Source organism: Mesorhizobium subarcticum, from assembly GCF_055456085.1.
The window spans coordinates 2,188,853-2,210,724 of record NZ_CM144237.1 but is presented as its reverse complement, the minus strand read 5'-3'; the positions used below and the strand labels follow the sequence as shown (position 1 = coordinate 2,210,724).

General features: G+C 62.5%; 23 protein-coding genes and 1 tRNA gene. 9 read left to right on the top strand and 15 right to left on the bottom strand.

Annotation, left to right across the window (positions count from 1 at the left end):
* Positions 1-123 precede the first annotated feature (123 nt).
* From ACZYHG_RS10790 to ACZYHG_RS10770, 5 genes are all read right to left on the bottom strand, one after another.
* Positions 124-1,143, bottom strand: coding sequence for an esterase-like activity of phytase family protein (locus ACZYHG_RS10790; protein ID WP_464613771.1), 1,020 nt, complete (start codon positions 1,141-1,143; stop codon positions 124-126).
* Positions 1,140-3,038 (bottom strand): cobaltochelatase subunit CobT, encoded by a 1,899-nt coding sequence (cobT, locus tag ACZYHG_RS10785; protein WP_464613770.1) that lies wholly within the window; start codon positions 3,036-3,038, stop codon positions 1,140-1,142. Before cobT ends, ACZYHG_RS10790 begins: the two co-directional genes overlap by 4 nt.
* On the bottom strand, positions 3,038-3,475 hold the full coding sequence (locus ACZYHG_RS10780; RefSeq protein ID WP_464613769.1) for a hypothetical protein: 438 nt from the start codon (positions 3,473-3,475) through the stop codon (positions 3,038-3,040). Before ACZYHG_RS10780 ends, cobT begins: the two co-directional genes overlap by 1 nt.
* Before the next feature lie 4 nt (positions 3,476-3,479).
* On the bottom strand, positions 3,480-4,466 hold the full coding sequence (cobS, locus tag ACZYHG_RS10775; RefSeq protein WP_027031308.1) for a cobaltochelatase subunit CobS: 987 nt from the start codon (positions 4,464-4,466) through the stop codon (positions 3,480-3,482).
* A gap of 123 nt (positions 4,467-4,589) precedes the next feature.
* Positions 4,590-5,234 (bottom strand): J domain-containing protein, encoded by a 645-nt coding sequence (locus tag ACZYHG_RS10770; RefSeq protein WP_464613768.1) that lies wholly within the window; start codon positions 5,232-5,234, stop codon positions 4,590-4,592.
* Positions 5,235-5,415: 181 nt separating this feature from the next.
* Between ACZYHG_RS10770 and ACZYHG_RS10765 the strand changes: the two genes are divergently transcribed.
* Positions 5,416-5,718: a BolA family protein gene (locus tag ACZYHG_RS10765; RefSeq protein WP_464613767.1), complete on the top strand. Its 303-nt coding sequence runs from the start codon at positions 5,416-5,418 to the stop codon at positions 5,716-5,718.
* 19 nt (positions 5,719-5,737) lie between these two features.
* Here ACZYHG_RS10765 and ACZYHG_RS10760 read toward each other — a convergent pair whose 3' ends face one another.
* From ACZYHG_RS10760 to ACZYHG_RS10740, 5 genes are all read right to left on the bottom strand, one after another.
* Positions 5,738-7,291, bottom strand: a complete 1,554-nt coding sequence (locus ACZYHG_RS10760) for an acetolactate synthase large subunit (RefSeq protein WP_464613766.1) — start codon at positions 7,289-7,291, stop codon at positions 5,738-5,740.
* A 116-nt stretch (positions 7,292-7,407) separates the two neighbouring features.
* Positions 7,408-8,208: an alpha/beta hydrolase gene (locus ACZYHG_RS10755; RefSeq protein WP_464613765.1), complete on the bottom strand. Its 801-nt coding sequence runs from the start codon at positions 8,206-8,208 to the stop codon at positions 7,408-7,410.
* A gap of 85 nt (positions 8,209-8,293) precedes the next feature.
* Positions 8,294-9,178 (bottom strand): HlyC/CorC family transporter, encoded by an 885-nt coding sequence (locus tag ACZYHG_RS10750; protein WP_464613764.1) that lies wholly within the window; start codon positions 9,176-9,178, stop codon positions 8,294-8,296.
* A 1-nt stretch (position 9,179) separates the two neighbouring features.
* Complete coding sequence (gene aroB / locus ACZYHG_RS10745; RefSeq protein ID WP_464613763.1) at positions 9,180-10,316, bottom strand: 3-dehydroquinate synthase; 1,137 nt, start codon at positions 10,314-10,316, stop codon at positions 9,180-9,182.
* Positions 10,313-10,924, bottom strand: coding sequence for a shikimate kinase (locus tag ACZYHG_RS10740; protein ID WP_464613762.1), 612 nt, complete (start codon positions 10,922-10,924; stop codon positions 10,313-10,315). Before ACZYHG_RS10740 ends, aroB begins: the two co-directional genes overlap by 4 nt.
* 211 nt (positions 10,925-11,135) lie before the next feature.
* Here ACZYHG_RS10740 and ACZYHG_RS10735 point away from each other — a divergent pair, with 211 nt between their 5' ends.
* The 5 genes from ACZYHG_RS10735 (at position 11,136) to ACZYHG_RS10715 (ending at position 15,090) form a co-directional block, all read left to right on the top strand.
* Positions 11,136-11,288 (top strand): hypothetical protein, encoded by a 153-nt coding sequence (locus ACZYHG_RS10735; RefSeq protein WP_015315495.1) that lies wholly within the window; start codon positions 11,136-11,138, stop codon positions 11,286-11,288.
* Positions 11,289-11,302: 14 nt separating this feature from the next.
* Positions 11,303-12,220 carry a site-specific tyrosine recombinase XerD gene (locus tag ACZYHG_RS10730; protein WP_464613761.1) on the top strand — a complete coding sequence of 306 codons (918 nt, stop codon included), beginning with the start codon at positions 11,303-11,305 and terminating at the stop codon, positions 12,218-12,220.
* 98 nt (positions 12,221-12,318) lie between these two features.
* Positions 12,319-13,269, top strand: coding sequence for an acetyl-CoA carboxylase carboxyltransferase subunit alpha (locus ACZYHG_RS10725; RefSeq protein ID WP_027031317.1), 951 nt, complete (start codon positions 12,319-12,321; stop codon positions 13,267-13,269).
* Positions 13,270-13,520: 251 nt separating this feature from the next.
* Positions 13,521-14,840 carry a L,D-transpeptidase family protein gene (locus ACZYHG_RS10720; protein WP_464613760.1) on the top strand — a complete coding sequence of 440 codons (1,320 nt, stop codon included), beginning with the start codon at positions 13,521-13,523 and terminating at the stop codon, positions 14,838-14,840.
* Positions 14,841-14,847: 7 nt separating this feature from the next.
* A complete protein-coding gene (locus ACZYHG_RS10715) occupies positions 14,848-15,090 on the top strand; it encodes a sulfurtransferase TusA family protein (protein WP_464613759.1) in 243 nt (80 codons plus the stop codon).
* Positions 15,091-15,093: 3 nt separating this feature from the next.
* On the opposite strand, the gene ACZYHG_RS10710 is transcribed toward ACZYHG_RS10715, so the two are convergent.
* Together ACZYHG_RS10710 and ACZYHG_RS10705 are read right to left on the bottom strand one after the other, a co-directional pair.
* Entirely contained in the window at positions 15,094-16,203 is a 1,110-nt protein-coding gene (locus ACZYHG_RS10710; protein WP_464613758.1) for a CobW family GTP-binding protein, read from the bottom strand.
* Between the two features lie 3 nt (positions 16,204-16,206).
* Complete coding sequence (locus tag ACZYHG_RS10705; RefSeq protein WP_464613757.1) at positions 16,207-17,370, bottom strand: D-alanyl-D-alanine carboxypeptidase family protein; 1,164 nt, start codon at positions 17,368-17,370, stop codon at positions 16,207-16,209.
* Positions 17,371-17,645: 275 nt separating this feature from the next.
* Here ACZYHG_RS10705 and ACZYHG_RS10700 point away from each other — a divergent pair, with 275 nt between their 5' ends.
* The 3 genes from ACZYHG_RS10700 to ACZYHG_RS10690 all read left to right on the top strand — a co-directional run bounded on the left by ACZYHG_RS10700 (position 17,646) and on the right by ACZYHG_RS10690 (position 19,758).
* A complete protein-coding gene (locus ACZYHG_RS10700; protein WP_464613756.1) occupies positions 17,646-18,809 on the top strand; it encodes a M20 aminoacylase family protein in 1,164 nt (387 codons plus the stop codon).
* Positions 18,810-18,894: 85 nt separating this feature from the next.
* A tRNA-Arg gene (locus tag ACZYHG_RS10695) sits at positions 18,895-18,971 on the top strand.
* A 238-nt stretch (positions 18,972-19,209) separates the two neighbouring features.
* Positions 19,210-19,758, top strand: a complete 549-nt coding sequence (locus tag ACZYHG_RS10690) for a glutathione peroxidase (protein ID WP_464613755.1) — start codon at positions 19,210-19,212, stop codon at positions 19,756-19,758.
* 84 nt (positions 19,759-19,842) lie between these two features.
* On the opposite strand, the gene ACZYHG_RS10685 is transcribed toward ACZYHG_RS10690, so the two are convergent.
* The 3 genes from ACZYHG_RS10685 to ACZYHG_RS10675 all read right to left on the bottom strand — a co-directional run bounded on the left by ACZYHG_RS10685 (position 19,843) and on the right by ACZYHG_RS10675 (position 21,872).
* The gene (locus ACZYHG_RS10685) at positions 19,843-20,730 is read right to left on the bottom strand and encodes an MBL fold metallo-hydrolase (protein ID WP_464613754.1); all 888 of its coding nucleotides are present in this window, start codon (positions 20,728-20,730) and stop codon (positions 19,843-19,845) included.
* A gap of 81 nt (positions 20,731-20,811) precedes the next feature.
* A complete protein-coding gene (locus tag ACZYHG_RS10680) occupies positions 20,812-21,312 on the bottom strand; it encodes a hypothetical protein (protein WP_464613753.1) in 501 nt (166 codons plus the stop codon).
* A gap of 206 nt (positions 21,313-21,518) precedes the next feature.
* Complete coding sequence (locus tag ACZYHG_RS10675; protein WP_464613752.1) at positions 21,519-21,872, bottom strand: cupin domain-containing protein; 354 nt, start codon at positions 21,870-21,872, stop codon at positions 21,519-21,521.

Here is a 21,872-nt window from a genome sequence, read left to right as displayed (position 1 = left end):
TGATCAACGTCGATCGAATGACGAACAGTCGACCCCACTCCGTCGCTGCTTCGGAGCGACGGAGTGGGGGAAGGCGTTCGACCAGATTGAACCCGCCGTTGGGTTCGCAGTTGGAGCTGCCGCTCAATCCTGGTGGAGAATAAATTCCAGATAGAGATTGCGCTGCAGGATCGAGTGGTTGTCGTCTGATATCAGCGACACCATCAGTGCGCCGTCGTCGCGGGTCCAGATATCGAGACCTTCCATATTGTCGATCTGGTAGCCCATGTCGGCTTCCAGCAGCACCGGCCCGTCGGCGACGGCACCCTTCTCGACGCTCTCGCCATGGATGCGCCGCAGCCGCATCTTCAACCCGCCCGCCATGGTGAAACTGCGCTCCAGCAGCAAAAGATTGCCATCCGGCAGGAAGCCGCCATCGGTGATGTCGAAATCGCCGTTGCGCTTGACGGTGAAGACGCCCTTGTGCGGCCCTTCGATGATGGCGGCATAGATGTTGCCTGATTTGTCGAGGCTCTTCTCCGACACCACCACCAGACCGCCCTGATGCTGGCCATTGGCATTGGCATGGGTGACGGTCTCGAAGCCGCGGTTCTGGCGCAGCTCCCGCGACGGCACCAGGAAATCCAGCTGCCGGAACGGCGCCTTCATGTCATCAGGATCGATCCTGAACTGGGCGACGCGATGATTGCGCTCGAAACCGACGGTCGCGATGCCATCCTTGACCGCGAGGCCTTCGGCGTCGACTTCCCATTTCTCATCGATCGGCTGGCCGCTTTGGTCGACCATCTGCTGCATGCGGAAGTTCTGGATGCCCACGGGCCGCTTGTCGGCGTCGCGGGCCACCGTGCCGAAGAACCAATAGCCGGTGTCGGCAACGCCGATGAAATCACTGCCCGCTTTCAGAAACCGAAAGGCCGACAACGCCCCGAAATCGCGGGATTTCGAAGTCATTTCCAGCCCACCGACGAATTCAAGCTGGCCGAACTGCTTGTCGGTGCGGCCAATATGGAATTGGGTGATCGGGCGCGCCGAAACCACGACGGGCTCAACCGGAGCCGAGCCGGCTGACGCAGAGACCACACCGCCAAGCAAGGCGATGGCAGCGAAAACCGTTTGCCGAAACCCGCCCGGCGAGAAGATCATCCGGCGCGCCGCATGCCGCCGCGACGCGTATCCTTCGCGCTTTCCTCGGCAAACAGCGAAGCCAGTTGTTCGGTCATGGCGCCGGCCAGTTCCTCGGCATCGACGATGGTGACGGCTCGCCGGTAATAGCGCGTGACGTCATGGCCGATGCCGATCGCCAGCAACTCGACTGGCGAGCGCGTCTCGATCAGTTCGATGACGGCACGCAGATGGCGCTCGAGATAATTGCCTGGATTCACTGAAAGCGTCGAATCGTCGACCGGCGCACCGTCGGAGATCATCATCAGGATCTTGCGCTGCTCGGGCCGGGCGATCAGCCGGTTATGTGCCCACAGCAGCGCCTCGCCGTCGATGTTTTCCTTGAGCAGGCCTTCGCGCATCATCAGGCCGAGATTGCGCCGAGCGCGTCGCCACGGATGGTCGGCGGATTTGTAGATGATGTGGCGCAGATCGTTGAGGCGGCCGGGGTTCGGCGGCTTGCCGTCCTTCAGCCACTTCTCGCGCGCCTGGCCGCCCTTCCACGCCCTTGTGGTGAAGCCGAGGATCTCGACCGAGACGCCGCAGCGCTCCAGCGTGCGGGCAAGAATGTCGGCACAGGTGGCGGCGACCGTGATCGGCCGGCCGCGCATCGAGCCTGAATTGTCGAGCACCAGCGTCACCACCGTGTCGCGGAATTTGGTGTCACGTTCCTGCTTGAAGGACAGCGGCTGCATCGGATCGATGACGACGCGCACCAGCCGCGCCGGATCGAGATAGCCCTCTTCCAGGTCGAAATCCCAGGAGCGGTTCTGTTGTGCCATCAGGCGGCGCTGCAGCCGATTGGCGAGCCGGCCGACGACGCCGGACAGATTGGCAAGCTGCTTGTCGAGGAAGGCGCGCAGCCGGTCGAGTTCTTCTTCCTCGCACAGTTCCTCGGCGCCGACCGTCTCGTCGAAAGCTGATGTGTAGACCTTGTAGTCGATTTCCTTCGGCAGATTGGTGAAGGGATTGTCGTTGCGGCGCGCCTCGCCGGGCGTCTCGGCATCGGCATCGTCATCGTCCGATAGATCGTCGGCGGTGGCGTCGGACGCTTCCGTCTCGGACGACTGCTCGTCATCGGCCGAAGCCTCGGCATCCTCGGACTGCGACTGCTCGGAGCCGGAATCCTCTTCGCCGCCCTCCTCGCTCTGCTCCTCGCCTTGCGGCTGGTTGTCGTCATTGTCCTCGGAATCTTCCGTCTCCTGGTCGTCGCCGAGTTCCTCGGCCATTTCCATGGAAGCGAGCATCTCGCGCACGACGCGGGCAAAGGCCTGCTGGTCGCCGAGCTTGGCTGACAGGCCATCGAGGTCGGCCTTGGCCTTTTCCTCGACCCAGGGGCGCCAGAGTTCGACAAGCCGCTCGCCGCTCTTCGGGATCGGCCGGCCGGTCAGCTTCTCGCGCACCATCAAGGCGAGGGCTTCCTCAATCGGCGCGTCGGCCTTGTCCTTGACGTCGACGAGATTGGCCTTGGCGTATTTGTCCTCCAGCATCGAGCCAATATTGTCGGCGACGCCCTGCATGGCGCGGCTACCGATCGCCTCGACGCGGGCCTGCTCGACCGCATCATAGATGGCACGGGCCGCTTTGCCCTCGGGCGCCAGCTTGGTGTGGATGCGCACATCATGGCAGGCGCGCTTCAGCGCCATGGAATCGCCGAGGCCACGGGTGATCGCGATATCGGTCTTCGATGCCTTCTTCGGCAGCTCGGGCAGTCGCGCGCGGCTGCCGGCGAGCGCCGGCCGGTCCTTGGCGAAGCCGACTTCGAGTTCCTTGTCGCCGGCAATGGCGCGCATGCAAACGGTGACGGCGCGCTTGAAGCTGTCGGCTTCAGACCCCGTCTTCGACTTGTTGCGCGTGTTGTCGCCCGGACCCGCCACTAAAGCACCTCTTCTCCAGCGGCCAGTATCAGCTTCTTCACTGCCGCCTGCTGAACATCTTTGAGCCGGTTGCCGTCGCAGTTTTCCTGATCGGACAGACTGGCGTCTTTGGGCGTTGAAATGGCACCGCTCTTAACGTCGAACTGCCAAGCATCCGACCAGACGCCACCATTGTGACAGACCGCGTAAACGCAGACCACTCTGGTCGTGTTGCCGTTCTTGCGCGCATCGCCGCAAGACGCACCACGCTCTGTCATCTCTCGGGTGAAGAAGCTCGCCGACTGGCTCAATTGTTTTAGCCGAGCAGCTCCGTCAGTCCCATTCAAGTTTAAAAAATAGCTTCGATCGGTACCCGGCCGGATCGTCTCGACCGAGCAACCGGCTACTATTGCGAGAACAACACCCGCAATCAGCTTCGGTTGAAGCCGCAGGTCCAAATTGTTACCCCAGCACAACGTTGGCCGCACTCTCCGGCAGATCCTCGCCGAAGGCGCGCTGGTAGAACTCGGCAACCACCGAGCGCTCCAGTTCGTCGCACTTGTTGAGGAAGGTCAGCCGGAACGCCATGCCGATATTGCCGAAGATCTCGGCATTCTCGGCCCAGGTGATGACGGTACGCGGGCTCATCACGGTCGACAAATCGCCATTGATGAAGGCCGAGCGCGTCATGTCGGCTACGCGCACCATCTTGTTGACGATGTCCTTGCCCTTGCCGTCGCGATAATGCTTGGCCTTGGCCAGCACAATGGCGACTTCATTGTCGTGCGGCAGATAGTTCAGCGTGGTGACGATCGACCAGCGGTCCATCTGCGCCTGGTTGATCTGCTGCGTGCCGTGATAGAGGCCGGTGGTGTCGCCGAGGCCAACCGTATTGGCGGTCGAGAACAGCCGGAACGCCGGATGGGGGCGGATGACCCGGCTCTGGTCGAGCAGCGTCAGCCGGCCCGACGATTCCAGCACGCGCTGGATGACGAACATCACGTCCGGACGGCCAGCATCATACTCGTCGAAGCACAGCGCGACATTGTGCTGGTAGGCCCAGGGCAGGATGCCGTCGCGGAATTCGGTGATCTGCAAGCCGTCCTTGACGACGATCGCGTCCTTGCCGACGAGATCGATACGGCTGACATGGCTGTCGAGGTTGACGCGCACGCAAGGCCAGTTGAGGCGGGCGGCGACCTGTTCGATATGGGTCGACTTGCCGGTGCCGTGATAGCCCGAAACCATGACGCGGCGGTTGTAGGCAAAGCCGGCGAGGATCGCCAAGGTCGTCGCCTTGTCGAACAGATAGTCCGGATCGATGTCCGGCACATGCTCTGATGTTACCGAGTAGGCCGGCACCACCATCTTGGACTCGAAGCCGAATTTTTCCTTCACCGACACCGTCGTGTCGGGCAGGTTGGCGATGTCGCGATCGACCTTGTTCATATCTCTCAACGTCTCCACGGGCGAAACATCCCGTTTCGCCGGCAATCGATTTTGTTCGGGGGCGGTCTTAAAGCCTTTTCCAACCTTATGAAAGTTGGAAAGCGACACAAACCATAGGGTCGCTCAGCACAGGCCCGCCTGTTTGAGCACGCGATAGGCCTGCAGCACATCGCGGAACCGGTCTTCCGAACCTCTATCGCCACCATTCGCATCCGGATGGTGACGCTTCACCAGTTCCTTATAGCGCGCCTTGATATCCTTGCCAGTCGCCTTTGTATCAAGGCCAAGCGTTTCCAGCGCCTTGGCCTCAAGGGGCTTGGCCTTGCGCTCGCGCGCCTCGCGCGGATCCTTCGGCCCCTTGAACAGGTCGAACGGGTCGCGCATGCGGTTGTAATAGCCGGCGCGGCCGGAACGCATCTGCGCCATATCGGGCGACGCCATCCCGGGGGAGGTGCGCGGCGAGGCGCCGTTGACGCCCATCTTCCAGGTCGGCCGGTGACCGGTCATGGCTTCCTTCTGGAAGCGCGCGACCTCGGTGTCCGGCACGCCGGAGAAATAGTTGAAGCCCTTGTTGTACTCGCGCACATGGTCGAAGCAGAAGCGGAAATACTCGCCCTCCTTCATCCGTCCGACCGGCGCGCGGTGGGTACCCGCCTCCTTGCAGCCATCCCACTGGCAAATCGGCGAGTGCGACTTCAGCTCCGCGTCCTTGTCGGGGCGGACGCGAATCTTCTCGAAATATTTGGGGTACGGCTTCATCTCACCCATTTATGGGGCGTTCGCAGATGCGAAACAAGAATTGACATTTTCGCGATCATCGCCCTAACCGCTGAATCGCGGCCTAAAGCGGGCGAATGGCGGATTTAGTTGCGAAACAGCAGGCCCCTTGTGAAACCGGTTCCGGTTTTCACGCTGGTGCGCCAGGCATATGTGGTGAACGGAGACGGCAATGTCCATACAGGCGACCATGGAAGACAAGCTCAACAAGGCATTTTCGCCGGAGCGGCTGGTCATCATCAACGAAAGCCATCTCCACGCCGGCCATCATCATCATGGCTCCGACCATCACGGCGCCTATGACGGCGCCGGCGAGACGCATTTTCGCGTCCGCGTCGTCTCGCCGCTCTTTGCCGGCATGAGCCGCATCGACCGCCACCGCGCCGTCAACGAATTGCTGGCCGACGAGTTGAAAGCCGGCGTGCATGCACTGGCGATCGAACCGGCAGCACCTGGCGAAAAGACCCGCTGGTAGGTCCCCGATCGCAGCGCGGTCAAATCACCGCTTCGATCAGGAACGGCCCACGCCGCGACAAAGCACTGTCCAGCAGCGCGTCGAAGCGCTCGCAGGTGTCAGCGCGGGCCGCTTCCACGCCCATGCCCTTGGCCAGCGACACCCAGTCCAGCGCGGGATGGTCAAGGTCGAGCATGCGCCTGGCGTTCTCGCCGATCGCGTTGACGCCGACATTGCGCATCTCGCCATGCAGGATCGCGTAGGTCCGGTTGGAGAAGACGATCGTCAGCACGTCGAGATTTTCCCGCGCCTGGGTCCACAGCCCCTGCACCGTGTACATGCCGCTGCCATCGGCCTCCAGATTGATCACCTTGCGGTCCGGGCAGGCGATCGCCGCCCCGGTTGCCATCGGAATGCCGCCGCCGATCGATCCGCCGGTGCCCATCATGTAATCGTGCGGCGCGGCAAAGGCCGACAGCGCGAAAAAACGCCTGGCCGAGGTGACGGCTTCATCGCAGACGATCGCATTGTCCGGCAGCTTGCGCGCCACGGACAGTGCGATGGCGTCGTCCGTCAGCTTGCCGCTTGGCGTTGCCTCGTCGGGAAACGCGGTCGCGAACTCCGTCTGCCGCGACGGCTTGATGCCAAGCTCGTCGCGCAGCGCTTCCAGCGCCATATGCAAATCCTGACCATGGGCGGCGAGCGTCAGCACCTGGCAATCGTCACGGACAAGCCGTCCCGGTTTTCCCGGATACGCGAAGAAGGCGACCGGCTCATTGCCGCCGACCAGCACAAGAACGTCGATATCCCGCAGAACTGCTATTGCCGCATCGACCGGATAAGGGATGCGTGTCGGCGCGACACGTCCAAGCCCGCGTTGCATGCGCGCGATCAGAACCTCGCTGAACAGGCAGACATCGCTTGATGTCGATATCTGGCCGGCGATCGCGAGTGCATCGGCCCGCGCCGCGCGCCCGCGAAGGACCATGCCGACCCGGCCCGGAGCGGCACGGATGGCCGCTGCGATTTCGCGCACCGCATCCCTGTCGATCGCCGGCGGCGATGCAAGGACGACCTTGCCCGGCGACGCCGGCTCAGCATCGCCCCAGGCGGCATCAGCCGGCAGTATCAGCGTCGTGACGCAGGGTGGCGTCAGCGAGGCGCGAAACGCCGCCTCCGTGGCCGGCTGGACATCGGCTGGCCCCGCGATGCGGCGCACCCAGTTGGACATCGGCGCCGCAAGGCCCTCGATATCGCTGGTCAGCGGCGCGTCGAGCGGCAGGTGGTAGGAGGCATGGTCGCCGACGATGTTGATCATCGGCGTCCTGGCGCGGCGGGCGTTGTGCATGTTGGCCAGCCCGTTGGCCAGGCCCGGGCCGGTGTGCAGCAGCGTCGCGGCCGGACGGTCGGTCATTCGCGCATAACCGTCGGCCGCACCCGTCACGACGCCCTCGAACAGGCCGAGCACGCAACGCATCTCAGGCTTACGGTCCAGCGCGGCGACGAAATGCATTTCGGATGTGCCGGGATTGGCGAAGCAGACCGTCACATCATTGGCCAACAGCACGTCGCACAGGACATCGGCGCCATTCATGCAATTTTTCTCCCATTTAGGGAACAATTGCACCCGGGGATGTCCGCCCGGCAATATCCCGCCATGGCTTTTGGAATGATCCAGTTAAAAGAACGTGCGAGTGGAGTTGGCAGGGATCAGCCGACCGTAGACTTCAGAAACGTCAGTGCCGCTGCGGTCAGCGCATCACCGTCTTCGCCGAAATCGTGGTTGATCGACATGTGCGTATAGGCGCTGCCATCGAACAGCGTCACCTCAGTGCCGGAGGCGCGCAGGCGATCGGCAAAGGCCTTCGAATCCTCGCCGCGCCCCGATGCGCCGGAATAGGCGATGAAGGTCGGGGGATGCTTGCGGCCGTCGACATAGTTCGCCGGCGACAGCGCCGCCCATTGCGACGGATCGGAAAACACCCTTGCATAGGCCCGCACCATGCCGCCATTTTTCTGAAGTGCCGCGAGATCATAGGCCCTGGTGTCGTCAAGCAGCAGGCCGGCGACACCGGGCAATCCGCCGCGCATGCCGGTCAAGGCGATGAGATGGCAGCCGGCCGAATGGCCCATGCCGACAATGCGGTTGGGATCGCCGCCATGCGGGGCGATGTTGGCCCTAACATAGGCATAGGCCCTTTCGACATCGCCGGCCTGGGTGGCGACATCGGCATCGGGCAGCATGCGGTAATCGATCGAGACGAAGCAGAAGCCATTGGCGAGCAGGAAGGCAGGCTTGGCGCCCACCTGGCTGCGTTTGCCGAACTCCCAGGCGCCGCCATGGACGAAGAAGACGACCGGCAGGCCGGTTGCGCCGTCGGGCGCATAGATATCGAGCTTGCCCGGGCCGTAGTCGAAGGTCTTGGGAGATGGCGACGACTGGCGCGCAAAAGCCGTGGCCGGCAAAAGAGCGGCCATTGACGCCAAAAGCAGGGTTCGCCGATCGATCATCATTTTCTCCTGGCCGCCCCAGCGCAAAATGCACCGTGATGCCGCGAAGTTCCAATGAAGGATTGGTAACATAGCCGCCGGGCCGCTACGCGACGGGCCTGATCCTTACTCTGGCAATGCGGTTCTTGTCGCGCTTCATGACAATGAAGCGCTTGCCGTGGAACGTGAAGGCCTGCTTTTCCTCAGGGATCGACTGCGCCTCATGGATAACGAGGCCGGCAATGGTGGTCGCTTCCTCGTCCGGCAGGTTCCAGTCGAGCGCCCGGTTCAGGTCGCGGATCGGCACCGTGCCGTCGACGACGACGGAGCCGTCGGCTTCCTGCTTGACGCCCTGGATGTCGACATCGTGCTCGTCGGCGATCTCACCGACGATCTCCTCGATGATGTCCTCCAGCGTAACCAGCCCTTCGACCTCGCCATATTCGTCGACAACAACGGCGAAATGCGCCTTGCGGCGCAGGAAGGCGTTGAGCTGTTCCTGCAAGGTCGTGGTGTCGGGCACGAACCAGGGTTTCGAAGCGATCTTCATCACGTCGATCCTGGAAAAGTCGTTGCCGACTTCGTTCAGCGCACGCAGCAAATCCTTGGCGTGCAGCACGCCGACAATGTTGTCGAGCGAGCCCTTCCACAGCGGCATGCGGGTGTGCGGGCTCTGCAGGATCTCGCGCACCACCGCTTCCGGCGCATTGTCGGCATTGACCGAGCGCATGTTGGTGCGGTGGACCATGATGTCGGAGACTTCGAGCTCGGCCAGATCGAACAGGCCACCGACGCGGTCGCGATCCTCGCGCACCACCTGGCCGTCACGGCGGAAATCGTCGACCGCACCGCGCAATTCGGCCTCGCTCGAGCGCTGCGGCTCGATGCGCGACAGCTCGTAGCCAAACACGGCAAGCAGGCGCGTGCGCACGGCAACGAACAGCAGGATGAGGATGGCAAGGACGGCGACGACGGTCCAGCCGGTGCCCATCTCAGCCGGCTTTCGCGTTGGCTGGATGATTTTCCCCGAGGAACGCCAGCACTTCCGAGGCCGGTACATCCTTGGCGATGAAGGCCTGGCCGATGCCGCGTGTCAGGATGAAGGTCAGCGCCCCGCGCGACACCTTCTTGTCCTGGCTGATGAATGAAAGCAGCGCCTCGGCATCAGGCAGATCGCCTGGAATATCGGACATCCGCCACGGCAGGCCGACGGCGCGCAGATGCGCCTCGACGCGTGCCGCGTCGTCAGGGCTGGCCAGGTTGAGCCGCGAGGAGATCCGATGCGCCAGCGCCATGCCGATCGCGACCCCCTCACCATGGACGAGCCGGGTTCCGTCATACTGCGTGGCAGCTTCGAGCGCGTGGCCGAAGGTGTGGCCGAGATTGAGGAGCGCCCGGTCGCCGGTCTCGAACTCGTCGCGGGCGACGACATCGGCCTTGGCGCGGCAGGCTTCGGCAATCGCCTGCGCCCGCTCCGGCCCGCCGGCGAAAACTTGTCTCCAGTTCGCTTCCAGCCAGCCAAAAAACTCCGGCCGGTCGATCAGCCCGTATTTGGCGAGCTCGGCATAGCCGGCGCGGAATTCGCGGATTGGCAATGTATCGAGCACTTCGGTGTCGGCCAGCACCAACTTCGGCTGCAGAAAGACGCCGACAAGGTTCTTGCCGCGCGGGCTGTTGATGCCGGTCTTGCCCCCGACGGAGGAATCGACCTGCGCCAGGAGCGAGGTAGGGATCTGCACGAAATTCATGCCACGCCGCACAATGCCGGCGGCAAAACCGGTGAGATCGCCGATAACGCCGCCGCCAAGCGCGATGACGACGTCGCCGCGCTCCAGCCTGGCTGCCAGCACGCCATCGACCACCGTCTCGAGATGGGCAAAGCTCTTGGTTTTCTCGCCCGGCGGCATCGTGATGACGGTGGGCTGGATGCCACCCTTCTCAAGCCCGGCCTTCAGCGTATCGAGATGTGCGGCGGCAACATTCTCGTCAGTAACCACAGCGGCACGCGTGCCCGGCAGGCGGCGCGAAATCTCCTCACCGGCGCGCGACAAAAGGCCGGAGCCGATCAATATGTCGTAGGCCCGGTCGCCAAGCCCGACTTCGACGGTGACGGGCTGATCCGCGCTCACGATTCGACCTCGCCCGTCGCTGCAATTTCATCGATGCCGAAATGCCGGCACAGTGCGTCCAGCACCTCGGCGGCGATGACTTCCTTGCGGTCGTCGCGGGTTGGCACGGTGACATCAGCGGTTGCATAGACTGGATAGCGCTCCCCCATCAGCCGCTCCAGCACGGCCCGGGGATCGGTACTTTTCAAAAGCGGCCGGTTCTGCTTTTTCGAAACCCGGCCCATCAAAAGGTCGAGTTCGGCCTTCAGCCACACCGACACGCCATGCGCGGCGATGGCCTCGCGCGTCTGCACGTTCATGAACGCGCCGCCGCCGGTCGACAAAACCTGCGGGCCGTTCTCCAGCACGCGCAGGATGACGCGCTGTTCCAGCGCCCTGAATTCGGTCTCGCCATAGCGCTCGAACAGTTCCGGAACGGTCATGCGCGAGACGCTCTCGATCTCCTGGTCGCTGTCGATGAAAGGCAACGAAAGCATGGTCGCCACCTTGCGGCCGATCGCCGTCTTGCCGGCGCCCATCAGGCCGACAAAGACGATGGACCGGCTGCCCAGCCGGCCAAGCAGCGCAACGTGGGTCTCGCCTGGAGGATTTGCCTGGTGCGCGTTCATCAGCTGTTTCTTGGACCCTCTTTGCCGGCGTATCGACATGAAAAGCCCGTTTGCGTCAAGCGTGCCGAGCATCGGGGAGCCTATATCGGCCCGGAGATGCCTGCATCAGAAGTTGCTAACAGGCCTCCGCTTCTTCCTTGAATTGGTCGGATTGGCGTCCCATAAGGGCACAGGGTTTGGAAACGCAGAACAAGAAGACGAGCGAAAATTGATGCCGACACTGTTTCGCTTTGTCGTGACCCTCGCGATTCTGGCCGGCATTGCCTATGGTACGATGTTCGCGCTGGTGATGTTCGTCGAGCCGAAAAAGGCCGAGATGAGCGTGCGCATCCCGCCGGAAAAGCTGAATCCCAAGAAGAACTGATCGACCAACAGGACATGAACAGCGCCGCCCGCATCGAGGCCTTCCTGGAAATGATGAGCGCCGAGCGCGGTGCCGCCGAAAACACGCTGTCCTCCTATCGCCGCGACCTTGAAGATGCTTCGAGCGGGATCAATGGGGGGCTTGCCGGAGCGGTCGCCGCCGATATCCGCGCCTATCTCGACGACATTGCCGCGCGCGGTTTCGCGGCGACCTCGCAGGCGCGCAAACTGTCGGCGATCCGCCAGTTCTTCAAGTTCCTCTATGCCGAGGGTTTGCGCACCGACGACCCGACCGGCACGCTGGACAGCCCGAAAAAGGGCCGCCCGCTGCCCAAGACGATGAGCGAGGCGGAGACCGGGCGGCTGATCGACCGCGCCGCACAGGAAGCCGGTGACGCCGGGATCGGCTACGCTGACAGTCTGGCAGCACTTCGCCTGCATGCACTGGTCGAGGTGCTCTACGCCACCGGCCTGCGCGTTTCCGAGCTGGTGGGCCTGCCGGTCACGGTGGCGCAGCGCGACGACCGTTTCTTCATGGTGCGCGGCAAGGGCGACAAGGAACGCATGGTGCCGCTCTCGGCCAAGGCACGCGTGGCGATGAAGACCTGGCTTGCCGCGCGCGCCAAAGTGCCCGCTTTCGCCGACAGCCCGTTCCTGTTTCCGGCAGCGTCGGACAGCGGCTATCTCTCGCGCCAGGTCTTTGCCCGTGACCTGAAGGGGCTGGCGGCACGGGCCGGCATCGCCTCGGCGAAGATATCGCCGCATGTGCTGCGCCATGCTTTCGCCAGCCATCTCTTGCAGAACGGTGCCGATCTCAGGGCCGTGCAGCAGCTGCTTGGCCATGCCGACATATCGACGACACAGATTTACACCCATGTGCTGGAAGAGCGGCTGGTGCGGCTGGTCAACGATCATCATCCGCTTGCCGACTAGGCCTCATATCGCTATGTGAGGACGACATTTCACCGCCCGGAGCCTTGGTTTCAATGGTTCCGCAGTCCTTGCCTTCCGACGTATCGGTCCGCCCAAGCATGTACAATTACCTCGATTTCGAAAAGCCGGTGCAGGATCTTGAGCTCAAGATCCTCGAGCTGAAGAAGCTTGCCGAGAATGGCGAGGCGGTCGATGTCGCCGATGAGATCGCCAGGCTCGAGAAGCGTTCCCACGACGCGCTGCGCGAACTCTACAAGGCGCTGACGCCGTGGCAGAAGGTGCAGGTGGCGCGCCATTCCGACAGGCCGCACTGCGTCGACTACATCAAGGGCCTGTTCAGCGATTTCACGCCGCTCGCCGGCGACCGCAATTTCGGCGAGGACCAGGCGATCGTCGGCGGTTTTGCCCGCTTTCGCGGCGAGCCTATTGCGATCATCGGCCAGGAAAAGGGTTCGGACACGACGAGCCGCCTGAAGCACAATTTCGGTTCCGTGCGCCCCGAAGGCTACCGCAAGGCGGTGCGTTTGATGGAGCTTGCCGACCGTTTCAAGATCCCGCTTCTGACCTTGGTCGACACCGCTGGCGCCTATCCCGGCGTCAGTGCGGAGGAACGTGGCCAGGCCGAAGCCATCGCGCGCTCGACTTCAGCCTGCCTTGGCCTGAAAGTGCCGTCGATCTCGGTGGTCATCGGCGAAGGCGGTTCAGGCGGCGCCATCGCGATCGCCACCGCCAACCGCGTCTACATGCTCGAACATGCCATCTATTCGGTGATTTCGCCTGAAGGGGCGGCCTCGATCCTGTGGCGCGACACCACCCGCTTGAAGGATGCGGCGACCAATATGAAGATCACCGCACAGGACCTTCTGCAGATGAAGGTCATCGACGCCATCATTCCCGAGCCGATGGGCGGCGCCCAGCGTGCGCCCGAAACGGTGATTGCCGCGACCGGCGACCTCATCGCCAAGACGATGAAGGAATTTGCCGGCGCCAACACCGATTTTCGCGAGCAGCGCCGCGAAAAATACCTGGCGATGGGCCGTAGCCTTTAAGTAGTCCTGATGGCGCAAAAAGCCCCCTGCCCGCGGCAATGTGGCGGCGATGAGCAATTTCGCCACAAAAATGCCGCCGCATTCGGGTCAATAAAGTTGCCGTGAGGGTTTGGGAAATTGCCGTGAGCGGTTGGTCGAAGCTTGCGGTAAGGAATTTTCAAGGTTAACGGGCTTACGGTCCGTCGGTGTTCAGCATGCGGGTTCGGCGGCTACGACGCCATTGGCCCGAGAGAAAAGACATAGCCGTATCCATGTTTGCCAAGCTCGCCCGTACCGGAGTCCTCATCAGCTCGATAGTCGTTGCCGGCTGCAATGATTCGTCGATGAAGGACTTTGCCCCGGAGGCCAACAAGCCGCTGCCCGACAAGATTCTGGCCGACATGAAGGCCAAGGGCATGATCCGCACCTCCTCGGTGATGGCCCGCATCTTCAAGGAAGAGGGCAAGCTCGAGATCTGGAAGGCCAAGACCAACGGCCGCTACGACATGGTGGCGAGCTACGACATCTGCAAATGGTCGGGCAAGCTCGGCCCCAAATACACCGAGGGCGACCGCCAGGCACCGGAAGGCTTCTACACGGTGCGTCCGGCGCAGATGAACCCGCGCTCGAACTATCATCTGTCCTTCAACATCGGCTTTCCCAACGCCTACGACAAGGCCAATGGCCGCACCGGCCAGAACCTGATGGTGCACGGCGCCTGCTCGTCGTCGGGCTGCTATTCGATGACCGACGCGCAGATCGAGCAGATCTATGCTTTCGGCCGAGATGCCTTCCAGGGCGGGCAGACCGAGTTCCAGGTCGAGGCCTTCCCCTTCCGCATGACCGCCGCCAACATGGCGCGTTATCGCAACGACCCGAACTACGAATTCTGGAAGATGCTGAAGGTCGGCTACGACAATTTCGAGGTCACCAAGGTGCCGCCGAAAGTCGATGTCTGCGAGAAGCGCTACGTCTTCAACCAGGTTGCCGCCGATGGCCAGACCTTCGATCCGACCGGACCCTGCCCGGCAACCACCCAGCCGGATTCGCTGAAGAGCGCCTACAATTCCTACCAGAGCACCTATGACGCGGCCTTCAACAGCGCGCTCAAGGCCAGCGTACCGCCGCCCAAACCGACCATTGCCGGCATCAAGGAAGCCAGCATCGTCTCCGACTGGTCGAAGCGCCGGGCGCGCGGCGAGCGTGTGCCGATCGATCCGCCGTCGCTCAATTCCAATGGCACGGTAACCGAGACGGCGCGCATGGGCCGCATCGATTCACCGGCCGGTCGCAAGATGGCGGCACTCGATGCGGAGAACGCCGCCAAGAAGAAGGCCGAGGAACAGAGGCTGGCCGCCATCGAGGCCGCCAAGCAGGCCAAGGAAGCCGCTAAGGCCCAGGCGCTCGCCGAAAAGGAAGCGGCCAAGGCTGAAAAGGAAGCGGCCAAGGCCGCCAAGGAAGCCCCGGTCGCGACCGCCACTATCGCGGCGCCGGCCGAATCTGCCCCGGCGGCCGAGACGCAGGCTGCAAGCGCCGATGAGAGCCGGGTGACCAAGCTCAAGAACAAGCTGCTCGGCATGTTCGGCGGCTGAGCCTGTCTTGGCCGGGGATACCGCTATCTATGACCTCAAGGGCCTGAACTGCCCGCTTCCGGTGCTCAAGGCGAAAAAGCGCCTGGCCGGGATGCAGCCGGGCAGCCGGCTGTGGCTCGAGACCACCGATCCGTTGGCTGTCATCGACATCCCGGCATTCTGTGCCGACAGCGGCCATCATCTGGTTGAAACGTCAGCCGTTTCCGGCGGTCATCGCTTTCTGGTCGAGCGGGGCGAGCAGCGATCGTAGGAGCTACCGCCCTGCGATCGCCAGCGGGTTGTTTTCCAGCGCCGCGCGATCGGGCGTGTCGATCGACGGCCGGTTGGTGAAGGCGGCGAACAGCCGGCGCACATAGTCTTCCGGCATGTCGAGCGTGATCAGCACCAGCCGCGTGCCACGCTGGCCGTCGGGCCAGGCCGGCAGCCGCGCCGGCGGATGCAGGATCTTCTGCACGCCGTGGATGACCAGCGGGCGTGACCGATCTTCCTGCAATTCAATAACGCCCTTCATGCGCAGCAGCTTCTCGCCATGCGTCGAACGCATCAGGTCGAGGAACATTTCTATGGCTGAAAACGGGACCGGACCATCATGGACCAGCGAATAAGAGCGCACGCGCTGGTCGTGCCGGTGGCCGTGGTCATGATGGTCGTGGTCGTGACCATCGTGATGGTGATGGTCGTGATCATGCGCCGTTTCCTCGCCAAGCCAGCGCCGCACGTCGGCGGATTTGGTGGCAGGATTGTAGAGGCCGCAATCGAAAAGCGCCGCCACGCCTGTTTTCGAATTGCCGGCGTCAAGCAGTTCGGCGCCGGGATTGATCTGCCGCAGCCGCGTCCGCAGCGTGTCTAGGTCGCCCGGATCGGTCACCAGGTCAGCCTTGCTGAGCACGATGCGGTCGGCGACCGCAACCTGCTTGACCGCCTCGACATGGGCGTCGAGCGTGGCATTGCCATTGACCGCGTCGACCAGGGTGATAACGCCGTCGAGCCGAAAGGCCTGGACAAGTGCTGGATGCCCCATGATCGACTGCAGCACCGGCGCCGGATCGGCGAGGCCCGTGGTCTCGACGATGACGCGGGCAAGGCGGGCGATACGGCCGGTCTGCAGCCGGTCGACGAGATCGGCCAGCGTGTCGACCAGTTCGCCGCGCACCGTGCAGCACAGACAGCCGTCGGAAAGCTGGATGATGCCGTCGGAAGACTGCTCGACCAGCAGATGGTCGATCGCCACGTCACCGAATTCGTTGATGATGACCGCCGTATCGGCGAGAGCCGGATCCTTCAGGAGCCGGTTGAGCAGCGTCGTCTTGCCGGCGCCGAGGAAGCCGGTCAGCACCGAGACGGGAATGGGAAAGCCGCTCATTGGCTAGTTGGCACCCTTGGCCGGCTGGTCGCCTTGCGCGTCGGCGCCCACCACTTTCGGGCCGGTGCCTGCAGGAGCCGGCTTGTCGGGCCGCCAGCTCGGGATCGGCACGTCGGCGTAATTCTGGTCGCCCAGCGCGAGCAGGGCCTTCGGCGCCGGACCGGTGGCGCCGCCAAGGCCAACGGCAACCAGCGTCGGCACATGGTCGAGCTTTTCCTGGTAGGGCGATTTCGGAACGTCCTTGGCGGCAACCGGCGGTGCCTCGGACTGTTCCTCCGCCGCCTTCTTCTTGCAAATCTCATCATGCATGTCGTTGGGCGAGGTCGTGTCGCCATACGGCGCCAGCGTGGTGATGGTGGTCGAGCCGGCGGCGGGCGTATCAAACCCCTGGTCTAGCAGTTTGGCCGCTGCCTCGGCACGGCTGACCGCCGACTTCTCGCCAAGCACCACCGCGACCAGCGTGCGGCCATTGCGTGTCGCCGAACCGATCATGTTGAAGCCGGAAGAGCAGACAAAGCCCGTCTTCATGCCGTCGGCGCCGGGATAGCGGCCGATCAGCAGATTGTAGTTCGGGATCGCCTTCTTGCCGACCGCGAGCCCCTCGATGGAGAACCACGGCGCATATTGCGGGAACTCGCGACGGATCGCCATCACCAGGACCGAAAGGTCGCGTGCCGTCGTGTACTGGTCCGGCGAGTAAAGCCCGTTGGGATTGACGAAATGCGTGCCGTTCATGCCAAGCCGGGTCGCCTCGGCGTTCATCCGTTCGGCGAAGGCGGCCTGCGAGCCGCCGACATTCTCGCCGACCGCCATGGCGATGTCATTGGCCGATTTGACCAGCATCATCTTCAGCGCATTGTCGAGCCGCATCACCGAGCCCGGCTTGAAGCCCATCTTGCTTGGAGGCTCGCCGGCGGAGTGTTTTGTCACCTTGATCGGCGAATCGAGCTGGACTTCACCGGCCGCGATCGCCCGGAAGGTCACATAAGCGGTCATCAGCTTGCTCAGCGACGCCGGATACCAGCGTTTGAACGCATCCTGATGCTGCAGGATCTGGCCGTTCTTCAGGTCGAAGACAACCACCGGATTGGCCAGCGCCGACCCGGCCAGGACCGACAGCATGATTGCGCCAGCCGGGAATAGTTTGAGGAAATGCCTGTGCCGCATGATCAAATCCGAAATCGCCTCTTGCCGTAGTCGCCCCTGGCTCCGTAAGATTTCGTTACGTGACCGGCAGCATAATGAGTCCGACCCTCAAAAACGGACCACATCGTTGCGGTGCTATTTACCCTATGTGACGCCAACATGGCAAAGTGCCTGACAATCACAATCGCAAGAGACCGGGCACAATCGCAAAAGCCCGGCCCCAATCGCAAAAGACCGGCCACAAATACAAAACACCAGGCTGAAGCCGGCTGCTCCAACCACGAAATGGAACCATCATGCCAATCCTGAACCGCGCCGCTGAAATGCAGAACGAAGTTGCCGGCTGGCGCCGGCACCTGCACCAGACGCCCGAGCTGAACTTCGATGTCTTCAAGACGGCGGCTTTCGTCACCGAAAAGCTGAAAGAGTTCGGTTGCGACGATGTGGTCACCGGCCTCGGCAAGACCGGCGTCGTCGGCATCATCCGCGGCCGTCAGGGCGAAGGTGCCACCATCGGCCTGCGCGCAGATATGGATGCGCTGCCGCTCAACGAGATAACCGGAAAACCCTACGCCTCGACGGTCCCCGGCAAGATGCACGCCTGCGGCCATGACGGCCACACCGCCATGCTGCTGGGTGCCGCGAAATACCTCGCCGAGACGCGCAATTTCGCCGGCTCCGTGGCGGTGATCTTCCAGCCGGCGGAGGAAGGCGGCGGTGGCGGCAACGAGATGGTCAAGGACGGCATGATGGAGCGCTTCGACATCGCAAAAGTGTTCGGCATGCACAACATGCCGGGCCTGCCTGTCGGCCAGTTCGCCATTCGACCAGGCCCGATCATGGCGGCGACGGCCGAGTTCACCATCACCGTGAAAGGCCGAGGCGGCCACGCCGCGATGCCGCATGGCACGATCGATCCGATCGTCATCACCAGCCAGTTGGTCGGCGCGCTGCAGACGATCGCCTCGCGCAGCACCGATCCGGTCGAGGCCGTGGTGGTCTCGGTGACCAAATTCCACGCCGGCGACGCCTATAATATCATTCCCGAATCGGCCGAGATCGCCGGCACCGTGCGCACCTTGCGCAAGGAGATCGCCAAGAAATCCGAGGAGCGCCTCCGCGCCATCTGCGACGGGATGGCGACCGCGTTCGGCGCCAGGATCGAGGTCGACTTCCAGGCAAATTACCCCGTCACCTTCAACCATGCCGAAGAGACGGTGTTTGCCAGCGACGTCGCCGCGACTGTCGCCGGCGACGCCCATGTCCACCGCGGCATCCAGCCGGTGATGGGCGGCGAGGACTTCTCCTACATGCTGGAAGCCCGCCCCGGCGCCTTCATCTTCATCGGCAATGGCGACACGGCCGGCCTCCACAACCCGAACTATGATTTCAACGATGAGGCCATCCCGCACGGCATGAGCTACTGGGTGAAGCTGGCCGAAACGGCGCTGGCCGCCTGATACATCCAACGCAATGGGCTGGCCGATTTGCATTCGGCCGGCCTCTTGGCGAAACGATCCGAAGCGGCTATGTGTCGGGCCGCGTGGTCCCGTAGCTCAGTAGGATAGAGCGGCAGATTCCTAATCTGTAGGTCACAGGTTCGATTCCTGTCGGGATCACCAAGCTTTTTCAAGCACTTGGCGAATTTCCATCCGTAGTTTTCGCCTGCAGCGCAGCCACTCGGCAACCGGGCGTGTCTTCCGTCGATCCTAGTAGGCATATGGATGCTGGCCGGCGATTTCGGCAGCGAACATAACGCTGTCTCTCAAGATGCCCAGCAATTTAAGAATGGCTTTCCTTGACGCGAATGGCGAAGGCACCAATGTACGAGCACGATTTCGCTTGCAGGGAATTTTGCTTATGACAGCCTCGATCCAAGACATTCCATTCAGCCGCGCCGACGGTTCGAACACAAGCCTTGCCGAATATGCCGGCAAGGTGCTGCTGATTGTCAATGTCGCCTCCAAATGCGGCTTCACCAAGCAGTATGACGGGCTGGAAGCGCTCTACCGGTCGCATCGCGACCAAGGCCTGGTGGTGCTTGGCTTTCCGGCCAATGATTTTGCCGGCCAGGAGCCGGGCACGGATGCCGAGATCCAGGACTTCTGCAGGCTGACCTATGGCGTTGAATTTCCGGTGTTCGCCAAGATTGCGGTGAAAGGACCTCAGAAACATCCGCTCTATCAGGCGTTGATCGAGGCGCAGCCGAAGGCTTTCTTCAAGCCGGGCAGCACGCTGCTCAGCCGACTCGGCGGAAGCGGCGCGGCGCATGCCTCCGGTGAGGTCAGTTGGAACTTCGAGAAGTTTCTGATCGATCGGAAAGGGGCCGTCGTCGGTCGCTACGGCTCCGACACCGAGCCGCAGGACGAGGTGATCGTCAGCACCATCAGCAGCTTGCTGTCGATTTGACACCAAAACTGAGCAATGAACGCCGCTGCATACCATGTAGCCTGAGCAGCTAGATGGCGTGCTGAAACCGAAGGATCGAAACGCCTACTGAGGCTTGTCGCTCGGCGCCCATTTGAAATGATCGCCATCCTTCTCGATGAACCCTACACCCGGGAACGGGAAGTGCGGCGCAAAGATCAACTCCTGGTCCTTGGCCAGTTTCGCCAAAGTCTTGGCTCTGTTGTGCTCCGCTTCCGGCTTGTCGCCGTCGAAGGCCACAGCCCAGTCCGGCTTGGCCAGTGAGATGATCGAGCTGTGCACGGTATCGCCGATATCGAAAAGACGTTCCTTCCCGGACTTGATCTGGTAGCCGACATGGCCCGGTGTGTGACCCTTGAGCGATACCGAGGTGATGCCGGGCGCGACCTCCGCGCCAGCCTTGAACGGTTTGACGCGGTCGGCGATGACCTTGACGATGTCAGCCACGCCCTTGTTGGACTTGGCGAAATTCCACTCCACGTCCGACATCCGGATCGTGGCATTGGGGAAGGCCAGTTTGCCGTCCTTGACCAGTCCGCCGATATGGTCGGGATGAGAATGGGTAATTAGGATTTCGTTGACGTCAGCGGGTTTGACGCCGGCCTTGGCCAGGCTGTCCTGCAGTGCGCCACCGACGCCGGTGTCGATCAGCACAATGTTGTTCTTCGATTTCACCAGCAAGGCGTCCACGCTTAGCGTGATGTTATCCGTAGGGGCTCCCGCTGCCTTGAGCAGTTCGCCGACTTCCGCAGGACTGTGGTCGATGCCGAAGGTCTTGCCGTCATTGGGTTTGACGAACTGGGCGTCGTGCAGGGCAACAATGTCGAGCTTGCCAAGCTTGAACGTCTTGGCGTCCGGCTGTTGCGCCGGCATCTGCGCCATTGCCAACCCTTGGTGAAGAGCCATCAAGGCCGTCATGGCCATCAGCCTGGCGGTGGATTTGAACATTGTCATAAGGAGTGTCCTATCGCTGCGGGAGGCGCGACCGTACCGGATTACCCCTTGTACGACAGACAGTTTAGGGGACCGGTCCGATCACAAAGTCGCTAGCGGATATAGGCTCCGGGCATGGTCCGGCAATGGCAGTTCGTAGCTCATACCCGCTTCCTGGGACGACTCCACGGGTTGGCACAGTGCATAAGCCCTCTCCAGCGCCGCTTCGGCATCCCTGTGCGTTTGCTTTTTCATGATTGCCTCGGCCTTGCCAATGACGCAGTCGAAATAGGCATCATCATCCGCACGGGCCGTGCCTTTCAAGGAAATGGTGGCGAGCACGCCAATGGCGATGAGTGCGATCAGCCTCACCGGCAGGCGAACCTCCGACTGAATTGCATCTTGTCTGACCGTCGCGCCTTCGGAGCTTGCCGGCTTGTAGACCAACCTGACAAGCAACGCAAAATAACCCATCTGCAACAGGACTGCGCTGGAGGCATCCCATGCAAGAGCAGCCCATGGCGAACCCGTTTTGAGATAGGCCGAGATCGCGACGGACGCCGACGTTGCAATCATCCCGATGACGAACTGAGGAAAGTACATAATTGCCAACCATTGTGGATCGGGACGGTCTCGTAGCCGCTCTGCCACGAGAGCAAACGCGGTGCCAGACGTCCTGACCCATTACGGTGCATCCGCTGATTGCGCGCGCCAGCGAGACAACCCGTCAAAACCGATGTGGCAAAGAAAAAGCCCGCCACGACAAGCCATGGCGGGCTCCTTCATGTTTCGAATTCGGTCAGGCCAGCTCAGGCAACCCTGACCACGAAATGCTTGGTCACCGGCTCGATGATCTTCCAGGTTCCCTTGAAATCGGCTTCCACCACGAAGGCGTCGCCGGGGCCGACTTCGACCGGCGTGCCGCCGTCCGGGGTGATGATGATGCGGCCGGCGATCATGTGGACGAACTCATAATCGGTGTAGGTCGCATGATAGGTGCCGGGCGACGCCCGCCACGTGCCCGACATCACCTTGCCGTCCGCGGTCGTGTGCTGGACGGCGGTTTGCATGGTCGGCTGGCCCTCGACCGCGATCCAGCCAGGCAGGTCGCCGGCTTCCGCGTGTTCGATCGCGCCGAATTTGAGGATCGTCTTGTTCGTCAT